General features: G+C 37.0%; 29 protein-coding genes and 1 pseudogene. 16 read left to right on the forward strand and 14 right to left on the reverse strand.

The annotated features are described in order from the left end of the window. The first annotated feature begins 27 nt into the window (after nt 1-27). Together AB3219_RS03480 and addA are read left to right on the forward strand one after the other, a co-directional pair. Nucleotides 28-3,615, forward strand: a complete 3,588-nt coding sequence (locus AB3219_RS03480) for a PD-(D/E)XK nuclease family protein (protein WP_260365457.1) — start codon at nt 28-30, stop codon at nt 3,613-3,615. Further along, complete coding sequence (gene addA / locus AB3219_RS03485) at nt 3,602-7,375, forward strand: helicase-exonuclease AddAB subunit AddA (protein ID WP_260365456.1); 3,774 nt, start codon at nt 3,602-3,604, stop codon at nt 7,373-7,375. Before AB3219_RS03480 ends, addA begins: the two co-directional genes overlap by 14 nt. Nucleotide 7,376: 1 nt before the next feature. Here addA and AB3219_RS03490 read toward each other — a convergent pair whose 3' ends face one another. Both AB3219_RS03490 and AB3219_RS03495 read right to left on the reverse strand, forming a co-directional pair. Continuing rightward, entirely contained in the window at nt 7,377-7,901 is a 525-nt protein-coding gene (locus tag AB3219_RS03490; RefSeq protein ID WP_260365455.1) for a GNAT family N-acetyltransferase, read from the reverse strand. Nucleotides 7,902-8,073: 172 nt separating this feature from the next. Next, nucleotides 8,074-9,552: pseudogene (locus AB3219_RS03495) on the reverse strand (MDR family MFS transporter). Nucleotides 9,553-9,679: 127 nt separating this feature from the next. Between AB3219_RS03495 and AB3219_RS03500 the strand changes: the two are divergent. Beyond that, nucleotides 9,680-10,282 carry a TetR/AcrR family transcriptional regulator gene (locus tag AB3219_RS03500; RefSeq protein WP_216754049.1) on the forward strand — a complete coding sequence of 201 codons (603 nt, stop codon included), beginning with the start codon at nt 9,680-9,682 and terminating at the stop codon, nt 10,280-10,282. Nucleotides 10,283-10,372: 90 nt separating this feature from the next. Here AB3219_RS03500 and AB3219_RS03505 read toward each other — a convergent pair whose 3' ends face one another. After that, nucleotides 10,373-10,585, reverse strand: coding sequence for a CsbD family protein (locus tag AB3219_RS03505; RefSeq protein ID WP_216754050.1), 213 nt, complete (start codon nt 10,583-10,585; stop codon nt 10,373-10,375). 158 nt (nt 10,586-10,743) lie between these two features. Here AB3219_RS03505 and AB3219_RS03510 point away from each other — a divergent pair, with 158 nt between their 5' ends. Further along, nucleotides 10,744-11,388 carry an NAD(P)H-binding protein gene (locus AB3219_RS03510; RefSeq protein ID WP_216754051.1) on the forward strand — a complete coding sequence of 215 codons (645 nt, stop codon included), beginning with the start codon at nt 10,744-10,746 and terminating at the stop codon, nt 11,386-11,388. Between the two features lie 55 nt (nt 11,389-11,443). On the opposite strand, the gene AB3219_RS03515 is transcribed toward AB3219_RS03510, so the two are convergent. The 9 genes from AB3219_RS03515 to AB3219_RS03555 form a co-directional block, all read right to left on the reverse strand. After that, complete coding sequence (locus AB3219_RS03515) at nt 11,444-11,578, reverse strand: hypothetical protein (RefSeq protein ID WP_258390198.1); 135 nt, start codon at nt 11,576-11,578, stop codon at nt 11,444-11,446. Between the two features lie 26 nt (nt 11,579-11,604). After that, complete coding sequence (locus tag AB3219_RS03520) at nt 11,605-11,838, reverse strand: hypothetical protein (protein WP_057807348.1); 234 nt, start codon at nt 11,836-11,838, stop codon at nt 11,605-11,607. A 2-nt stretch (nt 11,839-11,840) separates the two neighbouring features. Continuing rightward, nucleotides 11,841-12,386 carry a CvpA family protein gene (locus AB3219_RS03525; protein ID WP_216754052.1) on the reverse strand — a complete coding sequence of 182 codons (546 nt, stop codon included), beginning with the start codon at nt 12,384-12,386 and terminating at the stop codon, nt 11,841-11,843. A 128-nt stretch (nt 12,387-12,514) separates the two neighbouring features. Next, complete coding sequence (rhuM, locus tag AB3219_RS03530; RefSeq protein ID WP_367369455.1) at nt 12,515-12,790, reverse strand: RhuM family protein; 276 nt, start codon at nt 12,788-12,790, stop codon at nt 12,515-12,517. 263 nt (nt 12,791-13,053) lie between these two features. Continuing rightward, entirely contained in the window at nt 13,054-13,932 is an 879-nt protein-coding gene (locus AB3219_RS03535; RefSeq protein WP_216763231.1) for an IS3 family transposase, read from the reverse strand. Beyond that, complete coding sequence (locus AB3219_RS03540) at nt 13,929-14,654, reverse strand: transposase (RefSeq protein WP_367369288.1); 726 nt, start codon at nt 14,652-14,654, stop codon at nt 13,929-13,931. Before AB3219_RS03540 ends, AB3219_RS03535 begins: the two co-directional genes overlap by 4 nt. A gap of 217 nt (nt 14,655-14,871) precedes the next feature. Next, a complete protein-coding gene (locus AB3219_RS03545; RefSeq protein ID WP_260365503.1) occupies nt 14,872-16,020 on the reverse strand; it encodes a site-specific integrase in 1,149 nt (382 codons plus the stop codon). 109 nt (nt 16,021-16,129) lie between these two features. After that, complete coding sequence (locus AB3219_RS03550) at nt 16,130-17,149, reverse strand: virulence RhuM family protein (protein ID WP_216754054.1); 1,020 nt, start codon at nt 17,147-17,149, stop codon at nt 16,130-16,132. 317 nt (nt 17,150-17,466) lie between these two features. Next, nucleotides 17,467-18,564, reverse strand: coding sequence for a helix-turn-helix domain-containing protein (locus AB3219_RS03555; RefSeq protein ID WP_216754055.1), 1,098 nt, complete (start codon nt 18,562-18,564; stop codon nt 17,467-17,469). 157 nt (nt 18,565-18,721) lie between these two features. Here AB3219_RS03555 and AB3219_RS03560 point away from each other — a divergent pair, with 157 nt between their 5' ends. The 8 genes from AB3219_RS03560 (at nt 18,722) to AB3219_RS03595 (ending at nt 22,891) form a co-directional block, all read left to right on the forward strand. After that, nucleotides 18,722-18,907, forward strand: a complete 186-nt coding sequence (locus AB3219_RS03560; RefSeq protein ID WP_216754056.1) for a hypothetical protein — start codon at nt 18,722-18,724, stop codon at nt 18,905-18,907. A 12-nt stretch (nt 18,908-18,919) separates the two neighbouring features. Beyond that, nucleotides 18,920-19,189 carry a hypothetical protein gene (locus tag AB3219_RS03565; RefSeq protein ID WP_216754057.1) on the forward strand — a complete coding sequence of 90 codons (270 nt, stop codon included), beginning with the start codon at nt 18,920-18,922 and terminating at the stop codon, nt 19,187-19,189. A 58-nt stretch (nt 19,190-19,247) separates the two neighbouring features. Then, a complete protein-coding gene (locus AB3219_RS03570) occupies nt 19,248-19,376 on the forward strand; it encodes a hypothetical protein (RefSeq protein ID WP_263749987.1) in 129 nt (42 codons plus the stop codon). A gap of 143 nt (nt 19,377-19,519) precedes the next feature. Further along, the gene (locus AB3219_RS03575) at nt 19,520-20,020 is read left to right on the forward strand and encodes a hypothetical protein (RefSeq protein WP_263749989.1); all 501 of its coding nucleotides are present in this window, start codon (nt 19,520-19,522) and stop codon (nt 20,018-20,020) included. Nucleotides 20,021-20,023: 3 nt separating this feature from the next. Beyond that, nucleotides 20,024-20,914 carry a DnaD domain protein gene (locus AB3219_RS03580; RefSeq protein ID WP_263749990.1) on the forward strand — a complete coding sequence of 297 codons (891 nt, stop codon included), beginning with the start codon at nt 20,024-20,026 and terminating at the stop codon, nt 20,912-20,914. Between the two features lie 12 nt (nt 20,915-20,926). After that, nucleotides 20,927-21,808 carry an ATP-binding protein gene (locus AB3219_RS03585; protein ID WP_367369297.1) on the forward strand — a complete coding sequence of 294 codons (882 nt, stop codon included), beginning with the start codon at nt 20,927-20,929 and terminating at the stop codon, nt 21,806-21,808. A gap of 18 nt (nt 21,809-21,826) precedes the next feature. Then, nucleotides 21,827-22,555 (forward strand): hypothetical protein, encoded by a 729-nt coding sequence (locus tag AB3219_RS03590; protein WP_367369298.1) that lies wholly within the window; start codon nt 21,827-21,829, stop codon nt 22,553-22,555. Nucleotides 22,556-22,579: 24 nt separating this feature from the next. Continuing rightward, entirely contained in the window at nt 22,580-22,891 is a 312-nt protein-coding gene (locus AB3219_RS03595; RefSeq protein ID WP_068807190.1) for a hypothetical protein, read from the forward strand. 69 nt (nt 22,892-22,960) lie between these two features. On the opposite strand, the gene AB3219_RS03600 is transcribed toward AB3219_RS03595, so the two are convergent. Beyond that, a complete protein-coding gene (locus AB3219_RS03600) occupies nt 22,961-23,197 on the reverse strand; it encodes a hypothetical protein (protein ID WP_253953726.1) in 237 nt (78 codons plus the stop codon). Between the two features lie 342 nt (nt 23,198-23,539). Next, nucleotides 23,540-24,916: an ISLre2 family transposase gene (locus tag AB3219_RS03605; RefSeq protein ID WP_367369299.1), complete on the reverse strand. Its 1,377-nt coding sequence runs from the start codon at nt 24,914-24,916 to the stop codon at nt 23,540-23,542. A gap of 117 nt (nt 24,917-25,033) precedes the next feature. On the opposite strand from AB3219_RS03605, the gene AB3219_RS03610 reads away from it, so the two are divergent. The 4 genes from AB3219_RS03610 to AB3219_RS03625 are packed head-to-tail and all read left to right on the forward strand — an operon-like array spanning nt 25,034 to nt 26,519. Further along, the gene (locus tag AB3219_RS03610) at nt 25,034-25,360 is read left to right on the forward strand and encodes a hypothetical protein (RefSeq protein WP_367369300.1); all 327 of its coding nucleotides are present in this window, start codon (nt 25,034-25,036) and stop codon (nt 25,358-25,360) included. A 3-nt stretch (nt 25,361-25,363) separates the two neighbouring features. After that, nucleotides 25,364-25,876 carry a hypothetical protein gene (locus tag AB3219_RS03615; protein WP_367369301.1) on the forward strand — a complete coding sequence of 171 codons (513 nt, stop codon included), beginning with the start codon at nt 25,364-25,366 and terminating at the stop codon, nt 25,874-25,876. After that, the gene (locus AB3219_RS03620; RefSeq protein ID WP_367369302.1) at nt 25,860-26,342 is read left to right on the forward strand and encodes a hypothetical protein; all 483 of its coding nucleotides are present in this window, start codon (nt 25,860-25,862) and stop codon (nt 26,340-26,342) included. Before AB3219_RS03615 ends, AB3219_RS03620 begins: the two co-directional genes overlap by 17 nt. Nucleotides 26,343-26,396: 54 nt before the next feature. After that, nucleotides 26,397-26,519: a hypothetical protein gene (locus AB3219_RS03625; RefSeq protein ID WP_367369303.1), complete on the forward strand. Its 123-nt coding sequence runs from the start codon at nt 26,397-26,399 to the stop codon at nt 26,517-26,519. The last annotated feature ends 18 nt before the right edge of the window (nt 26,520-26,537 follow it).

Here is a 26,537-nt window from a genome sequence, read left to right on the forward strand (position 1 = left end):
TGCGCATGTTTTTGACAGGAGGGCTTTATGACTTTAAAATTCATTTTAGGTAAAGCAAGTCGAGATGGACGGAAAAAACTAATTGATGAAGTAGACCAAGTTTTGCAAACAGATACTGCATCGCAAGCTTATTACATTGTGCCCAATCATATTAAGTTTCAGTCCGAATTGACTGTTTTGGATACTTTGCGAAAACGCCATGGTAAAAATGAAGTTACCTATGCTCAAAGTCAGTTGCAGGTATTTTCATTTTCACGTTTGGCTTGGTATTTTATGAAAAATGAACCAATCTATCAAGTGCCAAGATTGTCTCGTGCGGGTGTGGGGATGCTAATTGATCGAATTATCTTGGAGCATCAAGACGAATTAACGGTTTTTAATGGTGAACAAACTCAAACGGGTTTTATTCAACAATTGGCAAGTCAATTTGATGAACTTCAAAAGGGACGAATTTCTGCCGAGGATTTTGAAACTATGACACAAGAGGTCAATGGCGATGAAACGTCAACAATTGACTTAACTGCTAAAATGCATGATTTATCGATTATTTACACTGCCTTTGAAGAAGAGATGTTGGGGAACTATGTGGATAATAATGCTTTAATGCGTGCCTTGTGTGAATTTTTAGATAAACAGGATTTAAGCCAAATGAGTTTTTTCTTTGATAGTTTTTCGTCTCTAAGTGCACAAGAGATGAAGCTAGTTCAAGTTTTAATTCAAAAGGCAAACAACGTTGTTTTTAGTCTGACTTTGGATCGTTCTTATGCAACTAAATTGCCAGAAAAAGAAAATTTGTTTTACGAGTCTGGTAAAACGTATTTTCAGTTATATCAGTTTGCCAAACAAAAAAAACAGCAGATTCAAACAGATACCTTTGCTACTGATTCGCGAGTAACGACCGATTTAGAAAAGCTTGAGAATTTTTGGATAAAAGCTTCTAACATGGAGCCAACAGAACCTGAAAATTTACAGAATTCGCGCAGCATTCAAATTATGCGTACGGACAGTCGCCAAACTGAGATTGAACAAATCGCGCGAAAAATTAGGCAAGCAGTAGCCAATGATCCCAAAATTCACTACCATGATTTTCTTATTTTGACGCGCCATTTGGACACTTACGAAACAGTTTTGACACCGATTTTAAAAGAATACGAAATTCCTCATTTTACCGACTTACAAATTTCAATGAAGGATCATCCATTTGTTGAGTTGATTGAAGCACTATTTGCCGTTAAATCACACTACTATCGCTATCAAGATGTTATGCGGCTTTTAAAAACGGAGTTACTGATTCCTAAAATTGATGAAAAACCAATGACTATTCAGGCGTTTCGACAGGCAAAGGATTTAACTGAGAACCTGGTCTTAAAAAATGGCTATGAAGGTGGTAAGTGGCTACAAAAAGATGATTGGCAATATCTGCGTTTTAATTCCAGTGACTTTGGTGTACAAACTGATCGCGATATTGCAATCACGAAACAAGTAAATGTGATTCGCAATTACATTCGACAAACATTACCACCCTTTTTCAAAGCTTTGGATAACGCTAAAACAGGTAAAGAGGCCGTTACGCTTTTGTATCAGTTTCTTGTTAAACAAGGCGTGACAGATCAACTTAAAAATTGGCGGGATACGGCTGTCAATGCGGGTGATTTGGCAAAGGGAGCGCAGCCTGAACAAACTTGGCAAACATTTTGTGACATGTTAGATGAGTATGTTGCCATTCTGGGCGATCGTGAATTTACGCTTGATAATTTTACTTCATTGCTGAGTGCGGGATTTGAAGGAGCTTCATACTCATTGATCCCTTCTACTTTGGATCAAGTTATGGTGTCTGAAACGGGAATGACCCAGATGAATGACCGTAAATATACGTTTATTATTGGTGCCACTGACACAGCGATGCCAGAACGATTTAATGATCAGGGAATCTTGACGGATGATGATTGTGAAAACTTACAACCAGTGTTGACGGATGAGCAGTTTTTCTCTAGTAGCAATAATGATAAGGCCCATTTTGAGCGTTATCTAAATTACGTTGCCTTTTTATCAGGTTGCCAATCTGTAACCTTTTCTTATGCTAGCAATGATAGTAATGGGGGTGAGCAACAGTTGTCACCCTATGTTCAAGAAATTCAAACTCATTTTCAAATTAAAGATCAATCATATTCAGATCGTCCTCAAGTAGATGAACCTTCTGCGAAAAAGTTTTTAGGCTCAAAACGCAGTACATTAACGCATTTACTGCAGGTTAGCCGTGATAGTAAAAATATTCAAAAAATGGTTAAACCTGAGTGGCGTTATATTTATCAAACGCTAAAGCATGATTTACGGTTAGGCGATTTAACCAATCGTGTGTTTGCAAGTCTTACCTATCAAAATAAACCAGTGAAGTTGCAGCCAGAAATTGTGAGTGGTTTATATGGGGACACCATTAATACCTCAATTTCTAAACTAGAAGAATTTTATCAAAATGAATATGCTTATTTCTTGAAATATGGCTTGAAATTGCAGGAAAGAGATGTGTTTGAACTTTCTCCGGCCAGCACGGGAGAGTATTTCCACATGGCACTGGATCACTTTGTAAAACTCGTTAGTGAAGATCATCTTGATATTGGGAAATTGTCAGATTCTGAATTAGAAAATCTCTTGAATGAAGTAGTTAAGCAAATTAAAACGGAACCTCAATTCGAGATTTTGAATAGTTCAAATCGGATGCATTATATCAATGAACAGTTGAATCAGACCATTAAGCAAATGTTAAAAATATTTATTTTGCAGAGTGCTAGTTCAAAAATGCGTCCTATCAAAACAGAAGTTCTCTTTGGACAAGTAGGATCAGAAATTGGGTTAAAGTCACTTGATTTTGAAGTGACACCTAGTCAAAAAGTCCGTGTTCGTGGGAAAATCGATCGAATTGATGAACTTAAATTAAATTCAGAAAGTGGTAAAACACAGCAATATTTTGGTATCGTGGATTACAAATCGAGTGTCCATGATTTTAATTTTCGTGATGTGTATTATGGTCTAGCAATGCAGATGTTGACCTATATTGATGCCTTAAAACAAAACATTTCATTGATCGATGAGCACGCAGTTTCACCACTGTTATCGGGGGCACTATATATGCATTTACAAAACCCTACGATTAACGTAAATAAGTTAAGTGAAGTAAATCCACAAGCTATTCAAAAAGAATTATTAAAGAAAACAAAATACAAAGGAATAGTGTTGAGCGACCCAGAGTTACTTGATAACTTGGATGTGCAATTAGATTCGGGTAGTTCGCTAATTTATCCCTTCAAAAAGACCAAGAGTGGCAAATACTCTTCTTATGATAATCGAATTGTGACACAAGAAGATTTAGCACGATTAATTAAGCATGCTGAGAAAAAAATTGTTGAAGCAGCACAAAAAATATTTGCGGGTGAATTAAAGTTAAACCCTGCTCGTTGGCCAGATACACACACCGCTTTGCAGTATTCACCGTACAAAGAAATTATGCAATTTGATGAGATGTTGCCTGAAAATAACTATCATAAATTAGCTAATTATACTGCTAAAGAAGTTCTAGAAATGTTAAAGGAAGAAGGTGACCAGCATGAGCAACACTAGTTTTACAGCAGACCAACAACAAGCAATTAGGCACGGTGGTCATAATGTTCTTGTCTCTGCTTCTGCGGGATCGGGAAAAACATCGGTATTAGTTCAACGTGTAATTGAAAAAATATTAAAAGGCACTGACGTTGATAAATTGTTAGTTGTGACGTTTACGGATGCAGCAGCCAAAGAAATGCGGGAACGTATTCAAAAAGCAATTAATGAACAAATTCGAGTGGAAACAAATGCTGATCAACGACTTCATTTGGTATCACAATTAACAAAGTTAAATACGGCTAATATTAGTACCATTCATGCTTTTTGTTTATCAATTATTAAACGGTATTATTATGTCATAAATTTGGATCCGGTTTTCCGAATTTTAACGGATGACACAGAAGGTATTTTACTTCGTGAAGAGGTCTGGAATGATTTACGTGAGACTCTTTATGAGAGTGATGGCGAGCTTTTTGCCCAGTTAACAACCAATTTTTCCAATGATCGTAGCGATGATGGCTTTACTGATTTGATGTTACGATTATATGATTTTTCCAACGCAACTTCTGATCCAGATGCTTGGTTGGCTAATTTACCGCTTAAATATCATGTTGAAAATGATTTAGATGATACTGAGTTTTATAAAAAACAAGTTTTACCTGTGGTTCAATCGGAATTAACTAACAGTTTAGAGGCAGCTAGAAGCTTACAAACACTCATTCAAGACGGTGCCGATAGTCTTGAAAAATTCCGACCAATTTTTGAAGCAGATATTAATCAAATTCAAGAAATTTTAAATAATGGACTTTCTGATTGGAATATTTTACGAGGTAAATTGCGTGGCCTAGAGTTTGGAAAGGTACTGGGTGGTAAACGGAATGATGAAGATGTAAAAAATTTCAAGGAACAGGTAAAAACGGTTCGCGGTGATTCTAAAAATAAAAATGGTTATAAAATTCGACTTCAAGAACTAACACAAAAATATTTTAGTTTAGATAAAGCACAAATGACGTCCGTTTTAAAACATTCTGAAACTTTAATTACGGAACTATGTAAAGTAACCGGTGCTTTTAAAGATGCTTATGCAAAAGAAAAGCGGCGGCGACAAATTCTTGATTTTAGTGATTTAGAGCATTTTGCCATGCAGGTTTTGAATGGATCATCGTCTGAGTCAAAGAGTGCTAGAACAGCCTATCAACATCAATTCGAAGAAGTTATTGTCGATGAATACCAGGATATCAATCCACTTCAGGAGGCTATTTTAACTAGTGTAACTACTGAAGATCCCGGAAACATGTTTATGGTTGGAGACGTTAAACAATCAATTTATGCTTTTCGATTGGCCGATCCTCACTTGTTTATTAGTAAAGATCGTGCCTATCAAACAACAGATACAACGGGGGAACGCATTGTTTTGTCCAAAAACTTCCGTTCTGTTAAAAATGTGGATGATTTTACCAATTTGGTTTTCGAGCAATTAATGGATCAACAATTAGGCGAAATTCCATACGATGAAACTGCAAAATTAGCTTACGGGGCAACCTATTATCCAGAAACGGCTTCTAAGTCTACAGAAGTGTTAATTTATGATGATGAAAGTACTGAAGCATCTAATAATGCAGATGAGGAGATACCTAGCAGTTTTGAAATCGACGATAAGTCACGTGGGCAAGTAGCAGTTGCCGGTCGACGAATTAAACAATTGATAGAAGCAAAAACGTTAATTTATGATCGTGACACCAAAAAAGAGCGTTCCCTAACCTATGGGGATATTGTTTTACTAACCCCCACGAGGAAAAATAATCTTACTATTGTGGCGTTATTTAAACGAATGGGAATCCCAGTTGTGGTAAATGATGCTCAAAATTATTTTCAAACGACAGAAATTGCTATTATGATGTCACTACTCAAAATTATCGATAATCCTTATCAAGATATTCCGTTGGTAGCAGTTCTACGCTCACCGATTGTTGGATTAGATGAAAATGAATTGGCCTTTTTGCGGATTAATAATCGAACGGGTGATTATTATCAAGCTGTAGTTGACTTCCATAAACGCTTTGATGTGGCTAACAGTAGTGAGTTTCAGGTTCAGATTTTCAAAAAAATTGATCACTTCCTAGAACAACTGATGCATTTTCAGAATATCGCTAATCAAAATCAACTGGCTACTTTAATTTGGACGATTTATGAAGAAACGGGCTTTCTGGATTATGTTGGTGGAATGCCTGCTGGGCAGCAACGTCAGGCTAATTTAAATGCTTTGTATGATCGTGCTAGAAGCTATGAACAAAGCAGTTTTAAAGGCTTGTTTCAGTTTGTGCGCTTTATTGAACGTATGCAAAAACGAAGTAAAGATTTGGCCGAGGTTCCAGTTAACAGCAATGAGGCTGCTGTACAAGTCATGACAATTCATGGTAGCAAAGGACTTGAATTTCCTGTCGTTGTGTTGATGGATGCCTCTCACAAATTTAATACTGATTCAATTAAGGGTAAGTACATTCTGGATTCCAAAGAGGGGATTGGAATCACCTATTTGGATCCACAAACACGCTTGCAAATTGACACACCACAAAAGTTAGCAATTATTGATCACGTTAAACGCAATAGTTTGGCCGAAGAAATGCGTCAGCTTTATGTGGCGTTAACGCGTGCACAGCAAAGACTGATTATTGTTGGATCCTGTGATTCGCAAGAACGGTTATTAAAAAAATGGCAAACTGCTTGGCGTAGCGATCAGTTGTTACTGACGGAAGCCACCCGATTAGATACTAATAATTTTCTGGATTGGATTGGAGAGGCGTTGATTCGCCATCCACGTTTTAAACAAACGGATGACTCTCAATCCAGGTTAGCGATTTTGAATGGAGATCCAACTCAATTTGAAGTTCATTTTCAAACTAAAGAAGAGCTTCAAAATATGGCCGTTATGCAGTCGGATGGTGAGAAAAAAGATTGGTGGCAAGAATTTCAAAAGGCAACGCGTGACTTGGATGTTACCAGTTTGAATACTCACCAAATTGATCAAGTATTGAACTTCAAATATCCTCATCAGGTTGCGACAGAAACAACGGCGTATCAGTCTGTTTCGGAAGTTAAACGTTTGTTTGATGATCCAGATAGTCTTGAAATGACGCAATCTACTGTTGAACAAGATCAAAAATTGAAGGTACAAAATCGTTATGTTTCAAATGAGCTGGCAACGCCTAAGTTTTTACAGACAACTGTAAAACCAAAACCAACAGAAATTGGAACGGCGACGCATTTGATTTTGCAAGAAATCCCACTGAATGAGAAACCAACCGAGGAAAGTGTTCAAAGTCTAATCAATGAATTAGTCAGCAATAAAGTACTTGCTCCAGAGGTCGCTAATTTAATTAATGTTCAGAATATTCTTCGGTTTTTTGATTCAAATTTAGGCCAATTAATGTTAACATCACCAGATTCCGTTCATCGTGAAGTGCCATTTTCGCTATTAATGCCGGCAAAACAGCTATTTACTGGATTTAAGGATTTTTCGAATTCAGAAGAGACTCAGATTTTGATTCATGGAATTATTGATGGGTACGTGATTGTTGATGATCGGGCAATCTTGTTTGACTATAAAACGGATTATGTAAAACCTGGAAGTACAAAAAATGGGGTTCAAAATATCATTAATCGGTATGCAGGGCAACTTAACCTGTATGCGGCGGCATTAACTGATATTTTGAAACACCCAGTAAAAGAACGTTATTTATATTTACTTTCAATTGGTGAACTCGTTGAAGTTCAATAAATTAACTTAAGAAGAATTGATAGGCTAACCGAACTTCATTTGGATCTTTATCCATAAGAACTTTACCACAATAGACAAAGCCACTTTTGGTAATTAGGTGTTGCATTAATTTATTGTCGGGGTGCGTGTCAATGCGAACCTGTTGATAGCCAAGTTGATTAGACAGTGTAAACAGACCAGAAATCATCTTTTCAGAAAGGTGCTGTCCACGGAAATCGGGTGACATTGCGATACGATGAATCGCGGTATATTTTGCGTTAGCTGGTCCTTGCCAGTGGCCGCCGGTAATTACATCATAATTTGCATCATGATTAGCGAGAGCAGCCGTTCCTGCAATTTGCCCGTTTACGATTAAAACATAATTAATTTGGTTTTTAACATCGGTTTCAAGATCACTTTGAGCAGGATAACCATCTTGCCATTGATCTATACCTTGAGCTTTTAAGAAGTCTTTTGCCGAATCAATGATTTTTGAAACGGCAGGAATATCTTGAACAGTTGCTTTGCGTAAATAAGAGACAGTCAATAAAGCCACTTCCATAGTATTTTTAAAAATCAATTTTAGCGCAATTTGTTTAGTCTGTCATTAGAAAGTAATTTAAAATGACCTACTCTCTAAAACTGAAGTTCAGTTTTTAGATGGTAGGTCATTTTAGTTTTGTTAAATTAAATGTACTTAGAAATTACAAACTAAAAATCTATTTAGAAGATTTTATTTTATTTGAAAGAAAAATAGTTGGTAACACAATTATCAAAGCAGCAATAGAAATGATCAAAAATCAATATTGAAAAGCTTCAAGTCTGATATTAACCAAGTGGTGCCGTGTAAATGCTTGCAGATGATCTGAAGCAACGGTGTAATGGCCACTCGCAAGTCGAGCTTGAAAGGTTTTAACATGTGATGTTGAGTAGGCCGTGACCATAGTGGTAATTAAGGCAGAACCAAATGCACTACCAATATTTTGAATAATGCGGGCACCAATTGTTGCTGCAGGTACTTGATCGGATTGCATATCTGTGTAGGAATCAGCCATTAGTGGCATCAAGATTCCCCCGGCACCAATTCCACGTACAAGCAAAACGAGGGCAATTAACCAATAAGAGGTATTTTGATTAATCCAGAAGAACGGTAAAGTGCCAACAAATGTGATCAGCACACTTGTCAACACGACATATTTAGCACCAATACTATCTGTTAACCTCCCAGTTAAAGGTCGTGAAATTAGCATACCGACTCCTTGCGGTACCAATGCTAAAGCTGCCATGATAACACTCATGCCACGAACATTTTGAAAGAATAAAGGTAATAGCAACATGGCACCGTTAAGAACAGTTCCAGCAATAAAAAGGCCAGTGATAGATCCGGCAAAAGAATGAAACGCAAACAGTTTGATGGGCAAGACAGCCTTATCACGCCGGAAGAATGCCCAAATAATGTAGAGTCCCATTGCAATCAAGCCGATGACAAGAAAAGTAACGGTTGTTTGATTAGTAAAATTTGCGGCGTGGGCAGCTTTGACAACCCCATAAATAATGCTACTAGTTGAAGCAATTAAAAGAAAAATACCAATAAAATTCATTTTTGCAGTCTTATTCTGAGCGGGATAGTTAGGCATTTTCCAAATAATTAAAGCGATCGAAATTAAAGTCACTGGCACATTGATCCAAAAAATCCAGTGCCAGGATAAAAATTTAAGAATAATACCACCAATGACAGGGCCAAATAATGGTCCCAGAATCATCGGAAGACCAACTGTGGCCATCATTTGTCCCATTACAGCAGCACCAGCGGTTTGAACGAGTAAAGTTGTGAGTAGTGGCATGATCAGTCCACCCGCAAATCCTTGAATTAAACGGGCTCCAATCAAAAATTGAATGTTGGGAGAAAGTGCAGATAGAACTGAACCAATTCCAAACAAAATCTCGCCGGTCATAAAAACATATTTGCCATCAAACTTATTTAATAACCAACTTGAAAATGGTACGGCGACACCGGTTGCTAATAAGTAACAGGTTATTGTCCATTGAACGGTTGTTACCGAACTATTAAAACTTTTGACTAAGTTGTTGATGGCAATGTTCATCATCGTTGAATCTAAAAGTGGCGCCATGGCACCAAAAACAACAACCCAGGCGATTACTAAAACAGAATTGGAAATTTTATTTTGTGTTTGCATTTTGTTTATCTCTCCTTAATAAGAAACTGATAGTATCTTATGCGCATAACTGGTATAATACACCTAGAAATAAAAATGTCAATAAGAAACTTTGGGTATCTTATTATCTTTGAAGGAGATCGTGTTGATGACACAAAAACGACGTCGTGGAACGGAGCTAGAAGAGGCTATTTATCAAGCAACTAGAGAAATATTAGACAAGGAAGGTTTACCGGCTTTAACTTTTCCCAAGGTAGCGGAAATGGCTGAAACTAGCAAACCAGTTATCTATCGGCGATGGCATTCCCCTTTTGCACTCGCAATTGCAGCAATTCAGGATAAGATTAAATTAGAAAATAATGGACGTACAGACGAAATCAAGTTTACCGGTAATTCACTCCGGGATGACTTATTACAGGTCATGCAGCGATTTATAGTTAGTATGAATACCTTTGGAAAATCATACATGAGTGTCTTTTTTAGTGGCATGAGCGAACAGGAAAATGAAGCCATGCAAAAAATGATTATGGAAAGTGCCAAAATTGATGTTAGTGCGATTGATCGTGTACTTGAACGCGCACAAAAACGGAGTGAACTCTCTGCGATCGATGTGCCTAACGAGTTAAAGTTACTGCCATTTGAGTGGCTTCGTTATCATTTGTTCTTAAATAAAAAGGTGGATAATAAAAAGTTAGTTATGTTGGTTGATGATGTTTTGATTCCTAGTTACCAACATGTACTTCAAAAATAAATTAAACACAAAAAAGTGGTACCAGAAAATCAGAAATTGATTGTTCTAGTGCCACATTTATTGAGTGAGTCAATGATGGTTATTATTGGGCTATTTTTTTGGTTTGCGATCAAGAATTTTATTAATCTCGTCAGCAGCTTTATCTTTTAAATCGGCTGCTTTGTCTTTAAGATGCCCCTTTTCTTTTTGTGCTTTTCCTTTTAATTCTTTGGCGTCATCATTAGTAGCTTTTCCAGTTGTTTCTTTGGCTTTACCAGCGACTTTGTCTTTTAATGCATCTAACTTATCATCGGTTTTTGACATTTTGACACCTCCTTATTGTTTATATAAATATTATCTTAAAATAACGAAAAAAAATCAACCACCTTGCTTATGGATGCAGTCTTGAACAAGTGTAAATAGTTGAATGTCAAACTGTAAGTATTATAATTACAGTTGAAATCAAGAAAGGGGTTTTATAAATGAGTAAGGTTATTATTTTGGGGGCAGCGGGCCATATTGCTCGTCTAGCAGCAAAGCAGCTAATTAAAGAAACAGACGATCAACTGACATTATTTGTGCGTCATCCAAAGAAATTAACAGATGTTGATAAGAGTCGTGAAACGGTTGTGACTGGTGATGTCAATAATGAAACTGAGTTAGCAGATGCGCTCAAAGGACAGGATTTGGTTTACGCAAATCTGGGTCCAGATGATACTGATAAGATGATTCCGCATATTGTAAATGCGATGCATAAAACTGGATTGAAAAGACTAATATGGATTTCAACTTTGGGTGTGTTTGATGAAGTTCCTGGTAAGTTCGGTGATTGGAATAAACAAATGTTAAATCCAAGCGGTTATTTACCAACCCAATCAAAGGCGGCTAGTGAGATTGAAGCTTCTGATTTGAATTACACAATTATTCGACCTAACTGGTTAACTAATCACGATGAAGTAGATTATGAAGTTACTGGGCGTCATGATGCTATGAAAGGTACCGAAGTTTCTCGTAAATCAGTAGCAGATTATGTTGTGAAACTGATTCAAAATCCTCAAAAAGATGTCCGAACTTCAACTGGTTTAAATAAACCTAACACAGGTGGAGACAAACCAAGTTTCTATTAAAAAAAGCTGTCACAAAACTCATCATTTTGTGGCAGTTTTTATGTTTAAAAGTAGTTTATAAGTTTTTGGGTGTTTTCATTAGAAACAAACGATAGCCGATAAATAAGATACCGCCGACTGATCCAATGGCAAATAGAGAAAAAATAAAGCGACAAATTGCTAACGTTAGTATCATAAGTGGTTCTTTCATTTTGTATCCCCCCAGATAGTTTAAGCTTATAGTGTTACAGTTGTGAAATCGTGATTACTGGAATCGTAAGTGTGCTGATAAAGTAATTCATCATGTTTTTCAAAAAAGACATTTTGATCATTGGCATCAAGATAAAAAAACGAACTGTTATCACCATTTTTGAAGAGAATACCTGGCTTGGGGGTAGTGACCTCAGTTAATGAGGCAGTAGGTGTTGCCAAATGAGAAGCAATATATTTTTTGATTATTCGATAGTTCATGGTTAGTTTTCCTCGTTTGAAATAGTATTGGTGTTGGTTGTTTCGTTAGTGTTTAAAATATATTTACTTAAAATATCTGATGAAATACCAGGTGTTTTTTTGATTATAAATTGAGCAACTTGTGAGTCTGAAAGTTGTGCTTGATAAGCATCATTAGGTAAAAATTGACTAACAATCAAGAGAATGAAGATTACAAAGTAAGCAATGACGATACTTACAATACCACCTGCTAGGCCGTTTACCTGCTTAATAACTGGAATCCAGGTAATTAAACGTGACCAATGTGCAATAAGTCGAACTATAAGCAAGCCAACAACCATCAAAATCATGAAGGATATAGAACTCATGACGGCTAGGCTGCTCGTGGTACTTTGTCCACTATTAAAGGTTGCTGAGAGAAATTCAGCAACTGGTTTACAAAAGATTTTAGCAAAAAGAAATACAGCAAAGTAACCGATTGTGTAAAGTAACTCGATTACAAATCCTTTGTGGAATCCACTTGTGAATTTCCATAATAATATGGCAATAATGACAATCGAGAGAAACATCACGCAACCTCCTTATAAAATGAATACTTTGAATTTACCATATTTTCGAGAAGATTGCTTGGGCACTGGTAAAACTTAATGTAATTTAAATGAGTTTGAAGGATCAGTAAAATTGGATAATTTGTTGTTTATTTATGTTCTTCATCATCAATGGCAAAACCATTTATCATGTATTCATCAAGAGTTGGGGTAGTCATTGGCGAAAGTGCGTGGCTAATACGGTAACCAACTAAAATAATGGTATCCAAATTATAGAAAGAAGTATTACGAGTGACATCTCTATCGCCCTCATTTTGAACTGTTTCTATTTTGGAAATAGTTTCGTTTTCTTTCAGTTCTCTTGAATCATAAACATTCTTTAAATGCTTATTGACGGCTGAAATTTCAACCCTAAAACAATTCAGCTATCGATTTTTACGTAGCCCAGATAGTTTTGTCGCTTATAATAACATCGATACTGGTATCCTTACTATCAGTCTTATAAAGTAAGAACCAAGCTTTCTTGTTATTCTTTTTTCTCCCTATACTGATAAGTTCGTTAAAATTTCACAAATTTATGTGCGTATTACAGCAGCAGTATTTTTTAAAACTATAAAATTAAAAAAGGCTGACATAGCAAGCGTTTGGCGCGGCTCCTTGTCAAGTAGACAGTCAAATAATTAAAATCTTATGCATTTTTTTGAACGGCATGATTCCGGTATTCTTCCGGAGTCATGCCGTTTAGTGTTAGTTGGCGTCGTTCCGTATTATGCCATGCAATGTACGTCTTGATGATGCCGACAAGTTCGATTTCTGAAAGAGGTGCTTTGAAAGCCAATTCTTCTGTTTTCAACTGGCTCCAAAAACACTCCATTGCACTGTTATCACCTGGTGTTCCTGGGCGAGACATGCTGTGCACGATGCCTTCTCCGGATAACAGGGTGTTATAACTACCAGAAGTGTAAGCCGAGCCTTGATCGGAATGAAGAAATTGAGGCTTCACACCGTGGTTTGCTTTCAAGGCTTGCGTGATCGTTTCTGATACTAACTGCGTTGTCTCTGTGCTCGCTACACACCAGGCAATAATGCTGTGATCATAAAGATCTTTGATAGCGCTCAAACGTAATCGTTGTTTCTTACCTGGTCCGAATCTTAGCTCGCTACAATCAGTTACCCAAGTCATGTTTGGTTGCTCAGGAGCGAAATCGTGGCTGCCGTCTTCATGAAGTAATTTATTGGCGAGAATATACTCCTTCTTTTCTGCTTTACGATCGCGTTTGGCCACACGAATCGATGATTGAATACCGTTACGACGCATAATGCGCCGCACACGTCCTTGACTGATATGATAAGGTGTTTCCTTATTAAGATACATAGTCATCGTACGAACACCATAAATATAATTTTTTGACTCTTCACGTGCGATGATATAGGCCAAAATTGCTTTATTTTCGAGTTCTTGCGCTGTAACCTTGCGGTGAGTCCACTTGTAGTATGCAGCACGAGATACACCAACATATTGGCACATGAAACTAACCCCATACACTTGATTTGTGTCTGGGTTTATTTTTTTGGTAAGTGCTTGAACCGTGAGGTACTTTTCTTCTGTAGGGCATCCATCCTTTCGAACTCTTGGAGTTTTTTTAGCACAGCGACCTCTGTGGAGATATTGGCTAACCGTGCCTTGAGACGCTTGATCTCTAAATCTTTTAGTTCCAGTTCAGTCAACTGACCAGTATCTTCCTTGGCCTTACCGCGGCGGTCTGCGAGTGCGTCGGGACCACCTTGCTTGAACTTTTTGACCCAAGCATACGCTTGGCCATAGGACACGTTAAAATGAGTAGTCGCGGCAACATAGTTCATCTCGTTGGCAATGATCCATTGTGCGATCTCGATACGTTCGACCTGTTCTGTCTTTCTGCCATCTTTCATTGGGATAGTCCTCCTAGTGGTTGTGAGTACTTTACCACTAGTATACCGTTTGACCCACTGGTAGATGACAGAACTATTGGGAATATGGTATTGTCGCGCAAGTTGAGGATATGATGTTCCACCCGCTAGATAGGCCTGAATCACCTCCATCATGAACCCCTTTGAATACGTTTGTTGTTGGTGTCGCCTTTGTAACGCCGCTACGCCACCTGCATCATAGCGTTCCACCCACTGAGCTATTTGCGAGGAGTGGACATCGTACTTCTTTCCAATGGCCCTGGCTGCCATTCCCTCCTTTATTAAATTAATATAGAAGAGTTTCTCTTCCACACTATATCTTGAACCCTTTCGACCCATAAAAAATACTCCTTCCTCAGCAGACAAGTTTTAATTATTTGCTTGTCTACCTTGGTAGGAGTATATCCTTTAATGCGCTTATCTGTATCAGTCTTTTTCTATCAGTGGACCCTAACGGTTTTGACCCCACCTATTAGTAAAAGGCTGTTATACCGCTGGTTACAAGGGAATAATTCTATTTTTGTTTTTCAGCGACCGTCCTTTTGACCGTCCTTTGTTAAAAATTCATGTAATTTTCGAACTTTTCAACGGCCTCATCATTCTGTTTTTTAGTGACGTGAGTATAAATATCAAGCGTTGTTTTTACATCCGAGTGGCCCAGGCGTTCTTGAACTTCTTTAATACTTGCACCTGCTGAAAATAAAGCAGAGGCGTGAGAATGTCTGAACCCGTGTATAGTGATCTTGTGTAGCTTGCTCTTGGTTATTAAAGGCGCTAACCATTTAGCAGGTGTATTTAAGGACTTGTACTTATTCTTACTGTTAGCAAATACAAGTTGTCCTTTATGCAAAGTATTAAAGCCAAGCATTAAGTAATACTTGCGTTGTTCTTTGCGCCACATCTTCAAGTAATGAACGGTCTGTTTATCAAGTTTAATAGTACGCTGACTTTTACGGGTTTTAGGTGCTTGAATGATCTGAACGCCTTTCATCCCTTGTGTGAGTGTCTTATTAATTCTCAAAGTCTCTTGTGAGAAGTTAATATCGTCCCACGTGAGGGCTAAACACTCCCCACGGCGTACACCAGTGAATGCAAGCACTCGAAAGAGCGTGTACTTTTCGGTGTCCTTAGTTGGATCAAGGTACGTAAAGAACTGTTTCATCTCTTGTTTATCCCAAAAGTTGGGAGTTTTGTCTCCATACTCTGTGGGCTTCTTAGGGATGTTCACAAGGCTAGTTGGGTTGCGGTCAATGTATTCATGTTTAACGGCATAATCAAAGACCATAGACGTATAGTTGTACCATTTACGGTAGTTATAACTAGCAATCTTAAACCAATCGTTAATAGCCTTTTGACATTGAGCGATTGAAATTGTTCGAATGTGTTTATTACCAAAATACGGTAAAATATGGTTATCGAACATTTTAGAAACGCGAGCAACTGTGCTTTCACGAACAGTGTTTACGTAGGCTTGGTACCACTGTTCGTAAACTTTTGAAAACAGAATATTGTTCTCTTGTTTTATACCACCTTGTGAGATTTCAAGTTCTAACCTTGAAGCCTCTAGGGTGGCTTGTTTTTTTGTCCTAAATCCGCGTCTAGTGGTCTGCTTTTTCTTACCAGTTTGTGGATCAATACCAATATACATTTTAAACAAATATAATTTCTTTCCGTCTTTGGTTTCGTAACTTTTAATACTTGCCATATTGCATTATCCCTTTCTTACCATGGCGGGTTTTCAGGGATGAACTCAAGCTTTTAACGTCTTCGTGAGTTTGGACAATATCTTTAAAATCTAATAAAAAATCAACGATTTATTCGTGTTCTTTATCAATAATATTTTTAACTTGTTTATCAAAATCGGATGTTATTTTTTGAGTTTTATTAAACTCGTCATATTCCTTCGAAGCTTTATTTTTAGCGCTTTTCATTGAGACAGATCCGTTATCGGGAAGTATCGCGTATTCTCGGAATGATAAGAAACGATCAATACTATTAGAGAACTCTTGCATAGTAAAGGTGTTATGACGTTCGATTAGATCTTCTATATAATCAAAGTAGCTAGACACGTTGCGTTCAAGCTTTCTAATTTGATCTTTATCTAAATAATTTTTAGCAATTTTAGTATCGGACTTTAGAACTCTACCATTAGGCGAATTTTTCCACGTTGTTAGTCCCATATGTGGTTTGGTGTGATCAGCATGTTTGTAAATAATCTCGGCACCAGTTTGTCCCGTAATAGCATAATGAAATTTATTTTGTACAGTTGCATAGAAATTCTTTGTTACTGGACTTTGTGGGTCATAGTCTGAACTGATCTCGGCAAAGATATCTGTTACCTTTTGCCACACTCTTCTTTCACTGGCACGAATTGAACGTACTCTTTCAAGCAGTTCATCAAAGTAATCTTTATCAAGTAAGTTAGATCCTTGTTTTAACCGTTCGTCATCAATGGCAAAGCCCTTTATCATATATTCATCAAGAGTTTGTGTAGCCCATTGACGAAAGTGGGTAGCTTGAATGGAATTAACACGATAGCCAACGGAAATAATGGCATCCAAGTTATAAAAATTAGTTGGTTTAGATTGAGTTTTTCCTTCTATGGCACCATGTTGAGTGGTTATTACACTTTTTGTAACAACCACTTGTTCATTTAATTCACCCGAGGTAAAAATATCTTTTAAATGACGGCTTATTGTGGCAATGCTAACACCAAATAACTCTGCTATTGATTTTTGAGTAGCCCAGATGGTTTTATCACTGATAATAACATCAATGCTGACATCTTTATTATCGGTTTTATACAGTAAAAACTTAGCTTTTTCGTTGTTCATTATTTTCCTCCATCTTTAAGTAGATCCTAAAATTTAGTAATACTAGATCTGTTTCTTTGTTTTTCTACGTTTGTACTTCCTCGCATGAAAAACACTATGTTTAACTTTATCGTTCTCATCATCATTGTTAGCTGTTGAGTTGCTTATGCCTATGGATAAAAACATAAACAGAGCAAACACCAAAGCCAACATACCACGTTTATTTTTCACTCGATCATCTTCTATTTAGAATTTAAACGCATCCCTAAAATCAAAAACACATAGATTGCTATTGGAAGGGACGAAGACAAGCTTTTATTAGTATTTGATAAGTTAACTTATTTCTTTATTTGTAAAAGCAATTCAGAAAAATCGTCTTGCTGACCAAAAAAGCCATTTTCGATTGTTCCTCCATCAATAGTACAAATGCCTAGTAGTCGACGTTCAGGTACAACTCTAGGTGTTGAATAAAAATATACATTAGCATTTTTTACAGAAAATGCTTTCTTTAAATCTGTGGAAATATCTTTAACAAAAAATGCACATTGCTTTTCGGAAAAATTATCTATATCGGGTTCTAACAAATAATTATTATTTATTAATTTGGTTAAAGTGGTTTCCGTATTTATATCTTTGTTTAACATAGCCAGCATAGAAACTTCTTGAGGCAAAATAGCTGTTATGTTAATTCGAACTTCTCCAATAAAAGGTTTTTTGCTTTTGAGTACATCGTTAAAAACCATTTCTTCTTCATTAACGACTGCTGAAACAAAAAAGCTTTGTAACATTGTCCACAGATGAACATCTGTAGTTGGCCTGATAATTTTAAAAACCTTTTCAACTAATTCGTAGCCTGCTAAAGATTCTTTCGTAAAATTATCAGAAAGTTTAGTTACTCCTTTAACCGCTTTTTTTAAGTTAAATATGTCAAAAAGTTCTTGAAAACTCTTTGCTTTTTTAATGACATCTGCTACTTTACTTAGTTTTATAATATTTTCATTATCTGCAAAAAAGCTAAACTCTGGTTTGCTTAGAAAATCACTTAGCTGAGAAATCATCCACAGGTATGGCAATGGATCGCTTGTATCAGTTTCTCCCATTTCAGAAGTAATACGAATTAAACTAAGGTTTTTTTCAGATTCATTTTTTGAGACTACCCAATAGCCCCCTAAGTATCCTTTTTGATCAACATTATTTTTAGAAAATGGAGCTTTATAAAAAACACTATATTTATTCCTTTCACCTTCAAATAAAGCAGATACGCCAACACCCAAAGCACTACTAATTGCCAATAGGGTACCAACTTTTGTGGATGCAGGAAGCTCATTTGAATTTACAAGCTTTGAAAGCGTAGTTCTTCCGATACCAGTTTTGTCGCTTAACTCCGTCACTGTCATATTAATTTTTGTAATTAATTTTTTAATATTTGATTTCATAAAATTATACCTCTCTCACTATTTTAGCGTTTAAAAACATGAACATCAATAGTTATTATTGTAAATAATATAAACATGAGCTATGATATGACTATCAAAAAATATGAACACATAAATAATTCGTGTTCAAAAATATAAACAAAAGAGGTGATTACTTTTGAATAATCAAGAAGTTAGACACGAAATTAAAGTTAAACGTCTCAGATATTGGGAAGTTGCCAACAAAATAGGAACTTCCGATGGTCGTTTATCTGTTTGGCTTAGAACACCACTTAACAGTGACCGGAAGAAACGTGTTGAACAGGCAATTAAAGAGTTGTCTGAATCTATTACGGAAAAGTAAGGAGCTGGTTTTATGGAATTACAAGTTACGTTACCGCCCGAATATGATGAGCATCTTAAACAAGAGGTAATGAGCACTATTACCGAGGCAGTTAATGAAGCACGTCAACAAACGGGCATAGATAGCCCGTGGCTAAGCTCTAAACAGGCTACAGCTAAATGGTTGGGCGTGAGCGTAGAGACGTTAAATGCGTTGATTTTGCAGGGAATGCCAATACACCAGCAGACGGGTAAAAATTTCTTTTCTAAAGCTGAAATAACACAATATCTATTAAATAATTAAAAGCCGTGGCGGTGGGAATGATTAATTTCAGTGAAGTTAAAAAGAAGGAGTGATTTGTATGTTTGGCTGGTTCATATGGTTTGTGTTCACGATTGTAATTAGTTTATTTGCAGGCGTGGCGTTTGGTATTGGTATCGGGGAAACTCGAGAAATGAATAAGCATAACCATTTTATTAAACGTTATTAAGGGATGCATCCCTGTAGAAAGGCAAAATTATGAATGAGAGTACAAAAAATGCCCGTATAATCTTTGGACGGATTACGGACAAGTAAAACACTGATATAAGTGTGTTTGTACCTTCATTCTAACAAATATGGAGGAATTAACCAATGGATATTTTAAATGAGATTACTGAAACTAAGAAGGCCTTACAGAGAAGTAATACAACGGCCTCTGCTAATATGACAACACTTGAGCTTTTAGAAGACTCGTTTCAGGTTATATGTGATAAAGAGCCCACGCTGTATAGTGGCATGAAACATGAAGACTTAGCCCAGTTAGCATATGAATATAATACGTTCATTTATCAAATTAGAACGGTGTTAAAAGGTGTTGTTGAGGATTGGTATAACACTAATTCGAGTTATTTACGGGGTGCGGGCATTCTTGAGACTGTTGAAGAGCGTGAAGATCGTTTAGAAAAAGTACATACGTTACTAAAACAACGTACGATCATTGAAGATTTTAACAATATCAACAAGCAAGATACACATGATGTTTTGTTTGAATATGATTGTTTGTTACATGATATAAGCCTGTTACTAAACGGCGATTACGAGGCTTTTGATAGTGATATGGCATATAGCAAACGTGCTAAAAAAGAGGTGTAATTTATGGCCATTGTTCGAAAATCAACCACAAAGAATTATTCAATCATCCCTAACATTGGGTTAATTGATCCAAACTTATCAGCAAAGGCAAAGGGTCTCTTAGCTTATATGCTCACTTTGCCTAATGATTGGCGATTTCATCAAGAAGAACTTGAAAAGCATTTCACGGACGGAACTAAAAGCATACGTACCGCGCTTAACGAATTGATTACACAAGGTTATGTAGTCAAAAAGTCTCTAAGGGATGAGAATGGCAAGTTTAGCGGAACTGATTGGATTGTGTATGATAATCCGACATTCGAAAATCGCAAGTCGGTAAAAATACCGCTAAATCAAGGATCACAAAATAAGAACGCCGTAAAATCAGCGATTACACCGAGTTGTGAAAAACGGAATGCCGGGAAACGGAACGCCGAAAATGGCACACTACTAAGTACTAACTATACTAATAACTTATCTAAACAAAGAACTAATAAACAAAAAGATGAAGAAGAAGACAACAACTCAAATTCAAAAATCAGCTCAGAAATTCAAACCAAAAGAGAAGCTGTTTTCAAGTTTTGGGAAAACAACGGTTTTGGATCTATCTCACCATTTCTGTATGAAAAAATCGGTGATGAGATAAAGGATTTTAAAGAGGCTGGCTTAAGCGAAGAAACAGCATATGAATTAATTAAGCACGCATTAGAAGTAGCTGTTGATCACAACGCTAGAATATGGATCTATGTACGATCTATCTTGAATGGCTATCGTCAAAAGAGTCTTAAGTCGGTTGAGCAAGTCAAAGCTAATGAGAAGCAGTTTAAAGCTAAATATGCTAATCGAAAGCCCATTTCAAGAAGCTCAATACCTGATCGTGGAGAATATGATAATGATGAACCACTGCCATTCTAAGAGGTGAGAATAATGCTAGATACCGAAATGGGCGGGCTGGGGTTAATTTCATCCCGTCAAGATGTAATTGATGCCATGTTTAAAAAGACTGGCCAAGCTTGTGAAGTTTGTGGTGCGCCTATGTATATCTTTAAAGACAATGGAAAAAGCCCGATTTGTTTTGAATGTGGGCAAATGGAACATGAAGGCATCAATTACCGCGAGCAAGAGGCCATTAAAATGACCAAGCAGGCAACTAATCAAGAAAAGCAAAGAATGCTGTTAAACAGTTCCTACATGCCTAATACGGGAACTAAATTATTAGACAAGACGTTTAATGATTTTGAGGTTTATCCCAATGAGCAAGAAGCAGATCGGAAAATATTGAGTAAGGCTTTAACAATTTGTGAACGGATTAAGTCGGGGGAGATACAAAATTTTGCGTTGATTGGGGCTTATGGAGTTGGTAAAACGTTGTTAGCCTCTGCCATGTTAACGGATATTAATAATAATTCAGATCCACAACAGAGCTGTATGTTTGTGAGCGTGCCTGCTCTAATGGACTTAGAACTAAGTTCACGGCTGGGCAATGTTAACCCGTCACAACGGGATGAATTTATTCAAAAAAGAAACCTAGTTGAAGCTTCACTAGCAAGGGCTGACGTGGTTGTATTTGATGATTTAGGTTCAGAAACGACGCTAAATGCGGGTGGCAGAGAAGCTAATGACACGGTTCAAAAAGCGTTTTTTAATATTCTAGAGGCACGTAATGACAAGGTAAATATTATTACCACCAACAAGGACGGCAAAGCACTTAAACAAATTTACAACGGTAAAATTATCAGTCGCTTGTTAACGCATCACGCTGAAAATGTAATTAATTTTAAAGGATTAAAGGATAAGCGGAATGGATAGAAAGGGGGATGCAAGCACTTGTTGGCAATGAAACCAAAGAAATATACAACAAAGGAATTAACTCAAATTGAAGGTACACATGATGTATTTCATTGCGGTGTTGCTAATTGCAAAATATGCAAAGCTTACTGGCAATATGCCAAGGGTTTACGCGAACAAAGCAAAGATGAGGCTGGTGTTAAGCGAGGACGGCCAAAGAAGCAGGCTGAAAGTCGTAAGCAAACTACAATCGCTGTTACTTATGGCGGTAAGAGCAGATCAATCGCAAAGCTGGTCAATGAATATGGTGAAGATATCACATATTACATTAACAAAGGTTTTACCGTGAGACGTATTGCCTATGAACTTGATCACAAGGACGCTGAAATAGTTCAGGCGTTAGATTACTTGAAACTATCTCCCAAAACTAGAAGTGAATTAAATATCGAGGCTTACCGAGATAAGTTAGTTGAGTTGGTTCATGAAGGCGACATTTGCGACGCCCTAAAGGCCGGAAAGGAAGCTTACCGAGATAAGTTAGTTGAGTTGGTTCATGAAGGGTTGAGCGTTAAAGCCATTGCTAACTGCCTGCACAAGAATTACCAAGGCATCCGAATGTATTTGCGTAAATATGAGTTACCTCTACCAGACACGAAAAAAATAGCCTTTGATCGTGTTGTCTCTAAAGATGGGGGACAATCTAAATACAGATATTTTGATGATAACGGGGATGAGGTAAAAATAGAGTTTGTGCAATCCCAATCATAAAACGGCATGAATTGAGGTGTAAGAATGGCAAAAAAACAACCTAAAAATAAAATTGAGCAAGTACAGGAATTAATACCATATGGTTCTGATCACCCTATTACTGCTAAACAAATTAGCAAGCTTACAGCGATTCCCTTACGTGGTGTATATGGAATTGTGCGGTATCTATTAGTACATGGCAATGTTCCTATTGGTGCGCTTAGAGATGATGACAAGCATGGGTATTTTATTATCACAAGTGAAGAGGAACGGCAAGCAACCTTAGCCCCGTTATGTAGCCATGCTAAGGAGATTGAAGAGCGTATTAGTTGTATTAAGGCTATACAAATCGAATAAAAACACACTAAAAAAGCATTTAACAATGACTATTTTCAAAATGGAGATAGTCATTTTGCTAAATGCTAATTAATACATCCGTTCCCAGTAGTCTTTAGGAACTTCCACGGGTAAATTAATTTCAATCCTTTTATTTATATAGTCTGCTAATTTTTTAACGCCACTGATCGAAATATCATAATCATCATTACTTGTGATATTGATATATTCATATATTGGAAAGCCCACTTTAAAGTGCTGTTCATACCTATCTAAGGCTTCATTAAGTATTTCACTTGCTCCATCTTCTGCACTGAACAACTGCATCGCCTACCTTGTGCTTAAATACAAAGTTCCTTGGTTTGTTTGATGTTGTGATCTGACAATCAATTATATCATGCTACCAAGGGAGTTGGTTTCTTTGTTACAAGTGGTATGTGTCAAGTTTTAGTAGGTAGTGCTTCTAATTAGATTTTATTTATGTTTTTAACTACTTTTTGTTTCGTTCCGGCGTTGATGCGGGGTCGTGTGGGTCGCTTACGAGCTAACTTCTTGCCCTTCAGGCCAGAAGTGGATCTCTCCAGTCTCCCATGTCTCTAAGCGATAAATCGCTAAGTGACATCGACACACTCTTTCACCAACGCCTCCACTCCACCTGTTATTCAAATCCTATGAAATAGCCTTCACCAAATTACCCATAGCACTGCTAGTTGCTGCGTCTAATGAAATACTGCCGTGCCTAATTCCTTGATGTTGTGTAAAAGGCTGTTTAAGAAAATAACTAGCGGCCACTTTAACTGGCATGATGCTTATTGGCAAGGTATTGGTCATCTTTATCATTGCTGTTTCTAATTGCCCGTTAATTTCACTGGTAATCACCGCAATCATCGCCTTCAATCCAGCTTTACTCCAAGAGCGACCTTGATGTTTTAACCGATAGGTAAAGCGTCGATGATTACTTTCACAGCCACCTAAACACACGGTTTCGGTAGCTAAGCTTCGCTTGTTGGCTGGCTTTAAATAATTCCAGTTACGTTTCAAGTAACTCCGTAAAAGTTGAATTGCTTCCAGACTATCTGCATCATTGGCTTGAAACTCACACGTATCAAGGACAATTTGAACTTGATCATTATCCCAATTATGCACACCCTGAAATAGTTTACTTTGCAGAATCTTAGGCATCTTGCTTAATCGACTACGAATTTTTCGGTTCAAGTGATAACGATCTAAAAAGTGCTCATGTTTTTTGGCCCCAACCGCTAATTCATCAAAGCAGGATGGTTCATAGCCACTCCCATTATCGCTACCGGTAATCATTATAGTTGCTCGTAAATCATAATTCTGATCGAGATAATCTTGTACTTGATTAAAAACTGCTTGCCGGTTTAATCCCGTAAATACATGCCGGTTTAACGTCTGACGTCGTCGGCCATTTTGGCTAATACCTTCCGTTAGTTGCAGTCGATGAATAAGGACATTTTTATGGTGTTGCTTAGCCTTTAAGGCCACACAAAAGGCATCGTCTTCCAAATACAGATAAGGAACTTGTCGTTTCTTTTCGATGTTCACTAATGTAGTCTCTTCACGTTGTTTTTCACATTGTTCACCTGCTGATTGATAAAGTTGATCCACCTTTTGATGACTGATGGAAAGTGGGGTCAAAAGGTTAACAGCCAAGGCTGTTGTCCGTAAAACACTATGTGAAGCTAGCTTAGCGACCTTTTCAACCATCAAAGGTGAAAACCTACTTCGTGGAATTAACTGTAAGTACCGGTCTAAAGGATAGACATAGGTTTTGTCATTTAATCTAACCAAACGACGTCTAAAAGTAACTGTTCCGCACATAAAATTTAACGTTCGTTGTCGTTTGCCAATAATTTCTCGATATTCTGTTTCTCCAATTAAAAGATCATCTAAATCCTCTAATGCTTGGCCTAAAGCCGTGGCAATCAATGCCTGGCAACGAATCATTAAATCCTGTTCCGCATTAAATAAACTATTACTTTCCTTTAAAACTGTCGTGATTTCTGTTAAAATCTGAGACATGAAGACCGTTACCTCCTAATTTTTGGCTGCTATACCTAATTAGAAGATTAACGGTCTTCTCGTGTTTTGAAAAGGCTTTTTTTCACTTTCCTACTAAAACTTTACACTAACTTACAAGTGAATGAAAAACAAACAGTACAAAATACTAAAGCACTATTAAAAAAGTATCCGCGTTACAAACGCTTAGCAAGTCGCAAGTTTCAAGATGAGCTAACTACAAACGCTCTAAAGCAGGTGCGTGCGATTGACGAAAGTCTAAAACAATTAGATGAGTTAGATGCTTTTATACTTAAAAATCGGTTTATAAATGGTTTTAAGTTTAATGATGTTGCCAAACACGTTGGATTGGGTACATCTCGGTTTAGTGATTATCAAAAACGAGCATTATTAGAATTTGCAGAAGTATACACACTTGATAACTTAATATCGTTAGCAGGTGTTTAAAAAATGGATGAATTAGATCGTGAACTATTGTTTGAGTATCTTTATACCCAGAACAGAAAGAACAGTATTAGAGCGCGTCTAAATGAGCTTGAAAAGATATACCGTAATTACTCATTTATTAGTAGTCCATTTGCCTATCAAGAGGACGGAATGACACCCGTACGACATCCCCCATTTGACTTGATTGTGAATGATTTTGTGGACATGGAACAGCAGGCAAAACGGTGTCTTCAAATCGAAGACTATAAACACCACGAGTTTATGAAATATTGGAATGCGCTTAATCAAGATGAACAAACATACTTAAAACAAATTGCGAACCAGTGTGAGCATTTAAAAGATAATAGTGCTCTTGAGGTTCAAACTTTAAATGAGATACACCAGATTGAAGAGGCAACGGGGCACAGATTTCATCTTGCCTATGATCTCGCTATAGATCAAAACACTAATATTGATGATGTTAAGAGTACTATGAGCCAAGTTTTGGGGATGCTAACCAATGGCCAAGGCGTATAACTTAGAACCTATTAACAAGAAAAATGGCAATCTAAAACCTTTTGCTAATCATCAAGATTTGGCGCCTATGAATAAGTTGAGTGCTAATAGTCATGACTTAGGGCCTATGTATACAGGTGATCCCAACACGTGGAATATGGCACTCAACACTAACAATCTTGACTATAATAAGCCAGCCTATGAACGTGATTGGAATCAAGCGGAGAGAAGACGAATTTTGAGGCAGTGGCGAATGTTGGACAGTAATTTAAGTGAATTACCCGAGGAAGAATTAAAACTCATTCAAAGCTTTTATATACGGTTCTCATACCTTGATCAATCCGAGCAAGCTCTTTTGATTAAGGCGTATCATTCAAAAGATCCATATAACAGAAAGTCCGAGCCATTGAAGACACAGGTATCATTACAAAAGATTATTAATAAATTGAGCAAGTTTAGAGAACAACCAAATGAGCCTATGAATTGATCAAAAAATTGCTATACGTATTAGGGGCGATATCAGTATTTGTAATAGGGGAGCATGAAGCCAAGTGATAACTATTTACACACTGGGATTTTACTATTTGCCTGGACACTTATTTCTTATTTAGATTATTTGACTGGTGAGGTTGAAGAAATTCATAAGCAGATTGATAAGAAATGATAAGGCTAAGAGAAAAAG

Source organism: Pediococcus ethanolidurans (genome assembly GCF_964062635.1).
In the GTDB taxonomy this organism is placed as follows: Bacteria; Bacillota; Bacilli; order Lactobacillales; family Lactobacillaceae; genus Pediococcus; species Pediococcus ethanolidurans.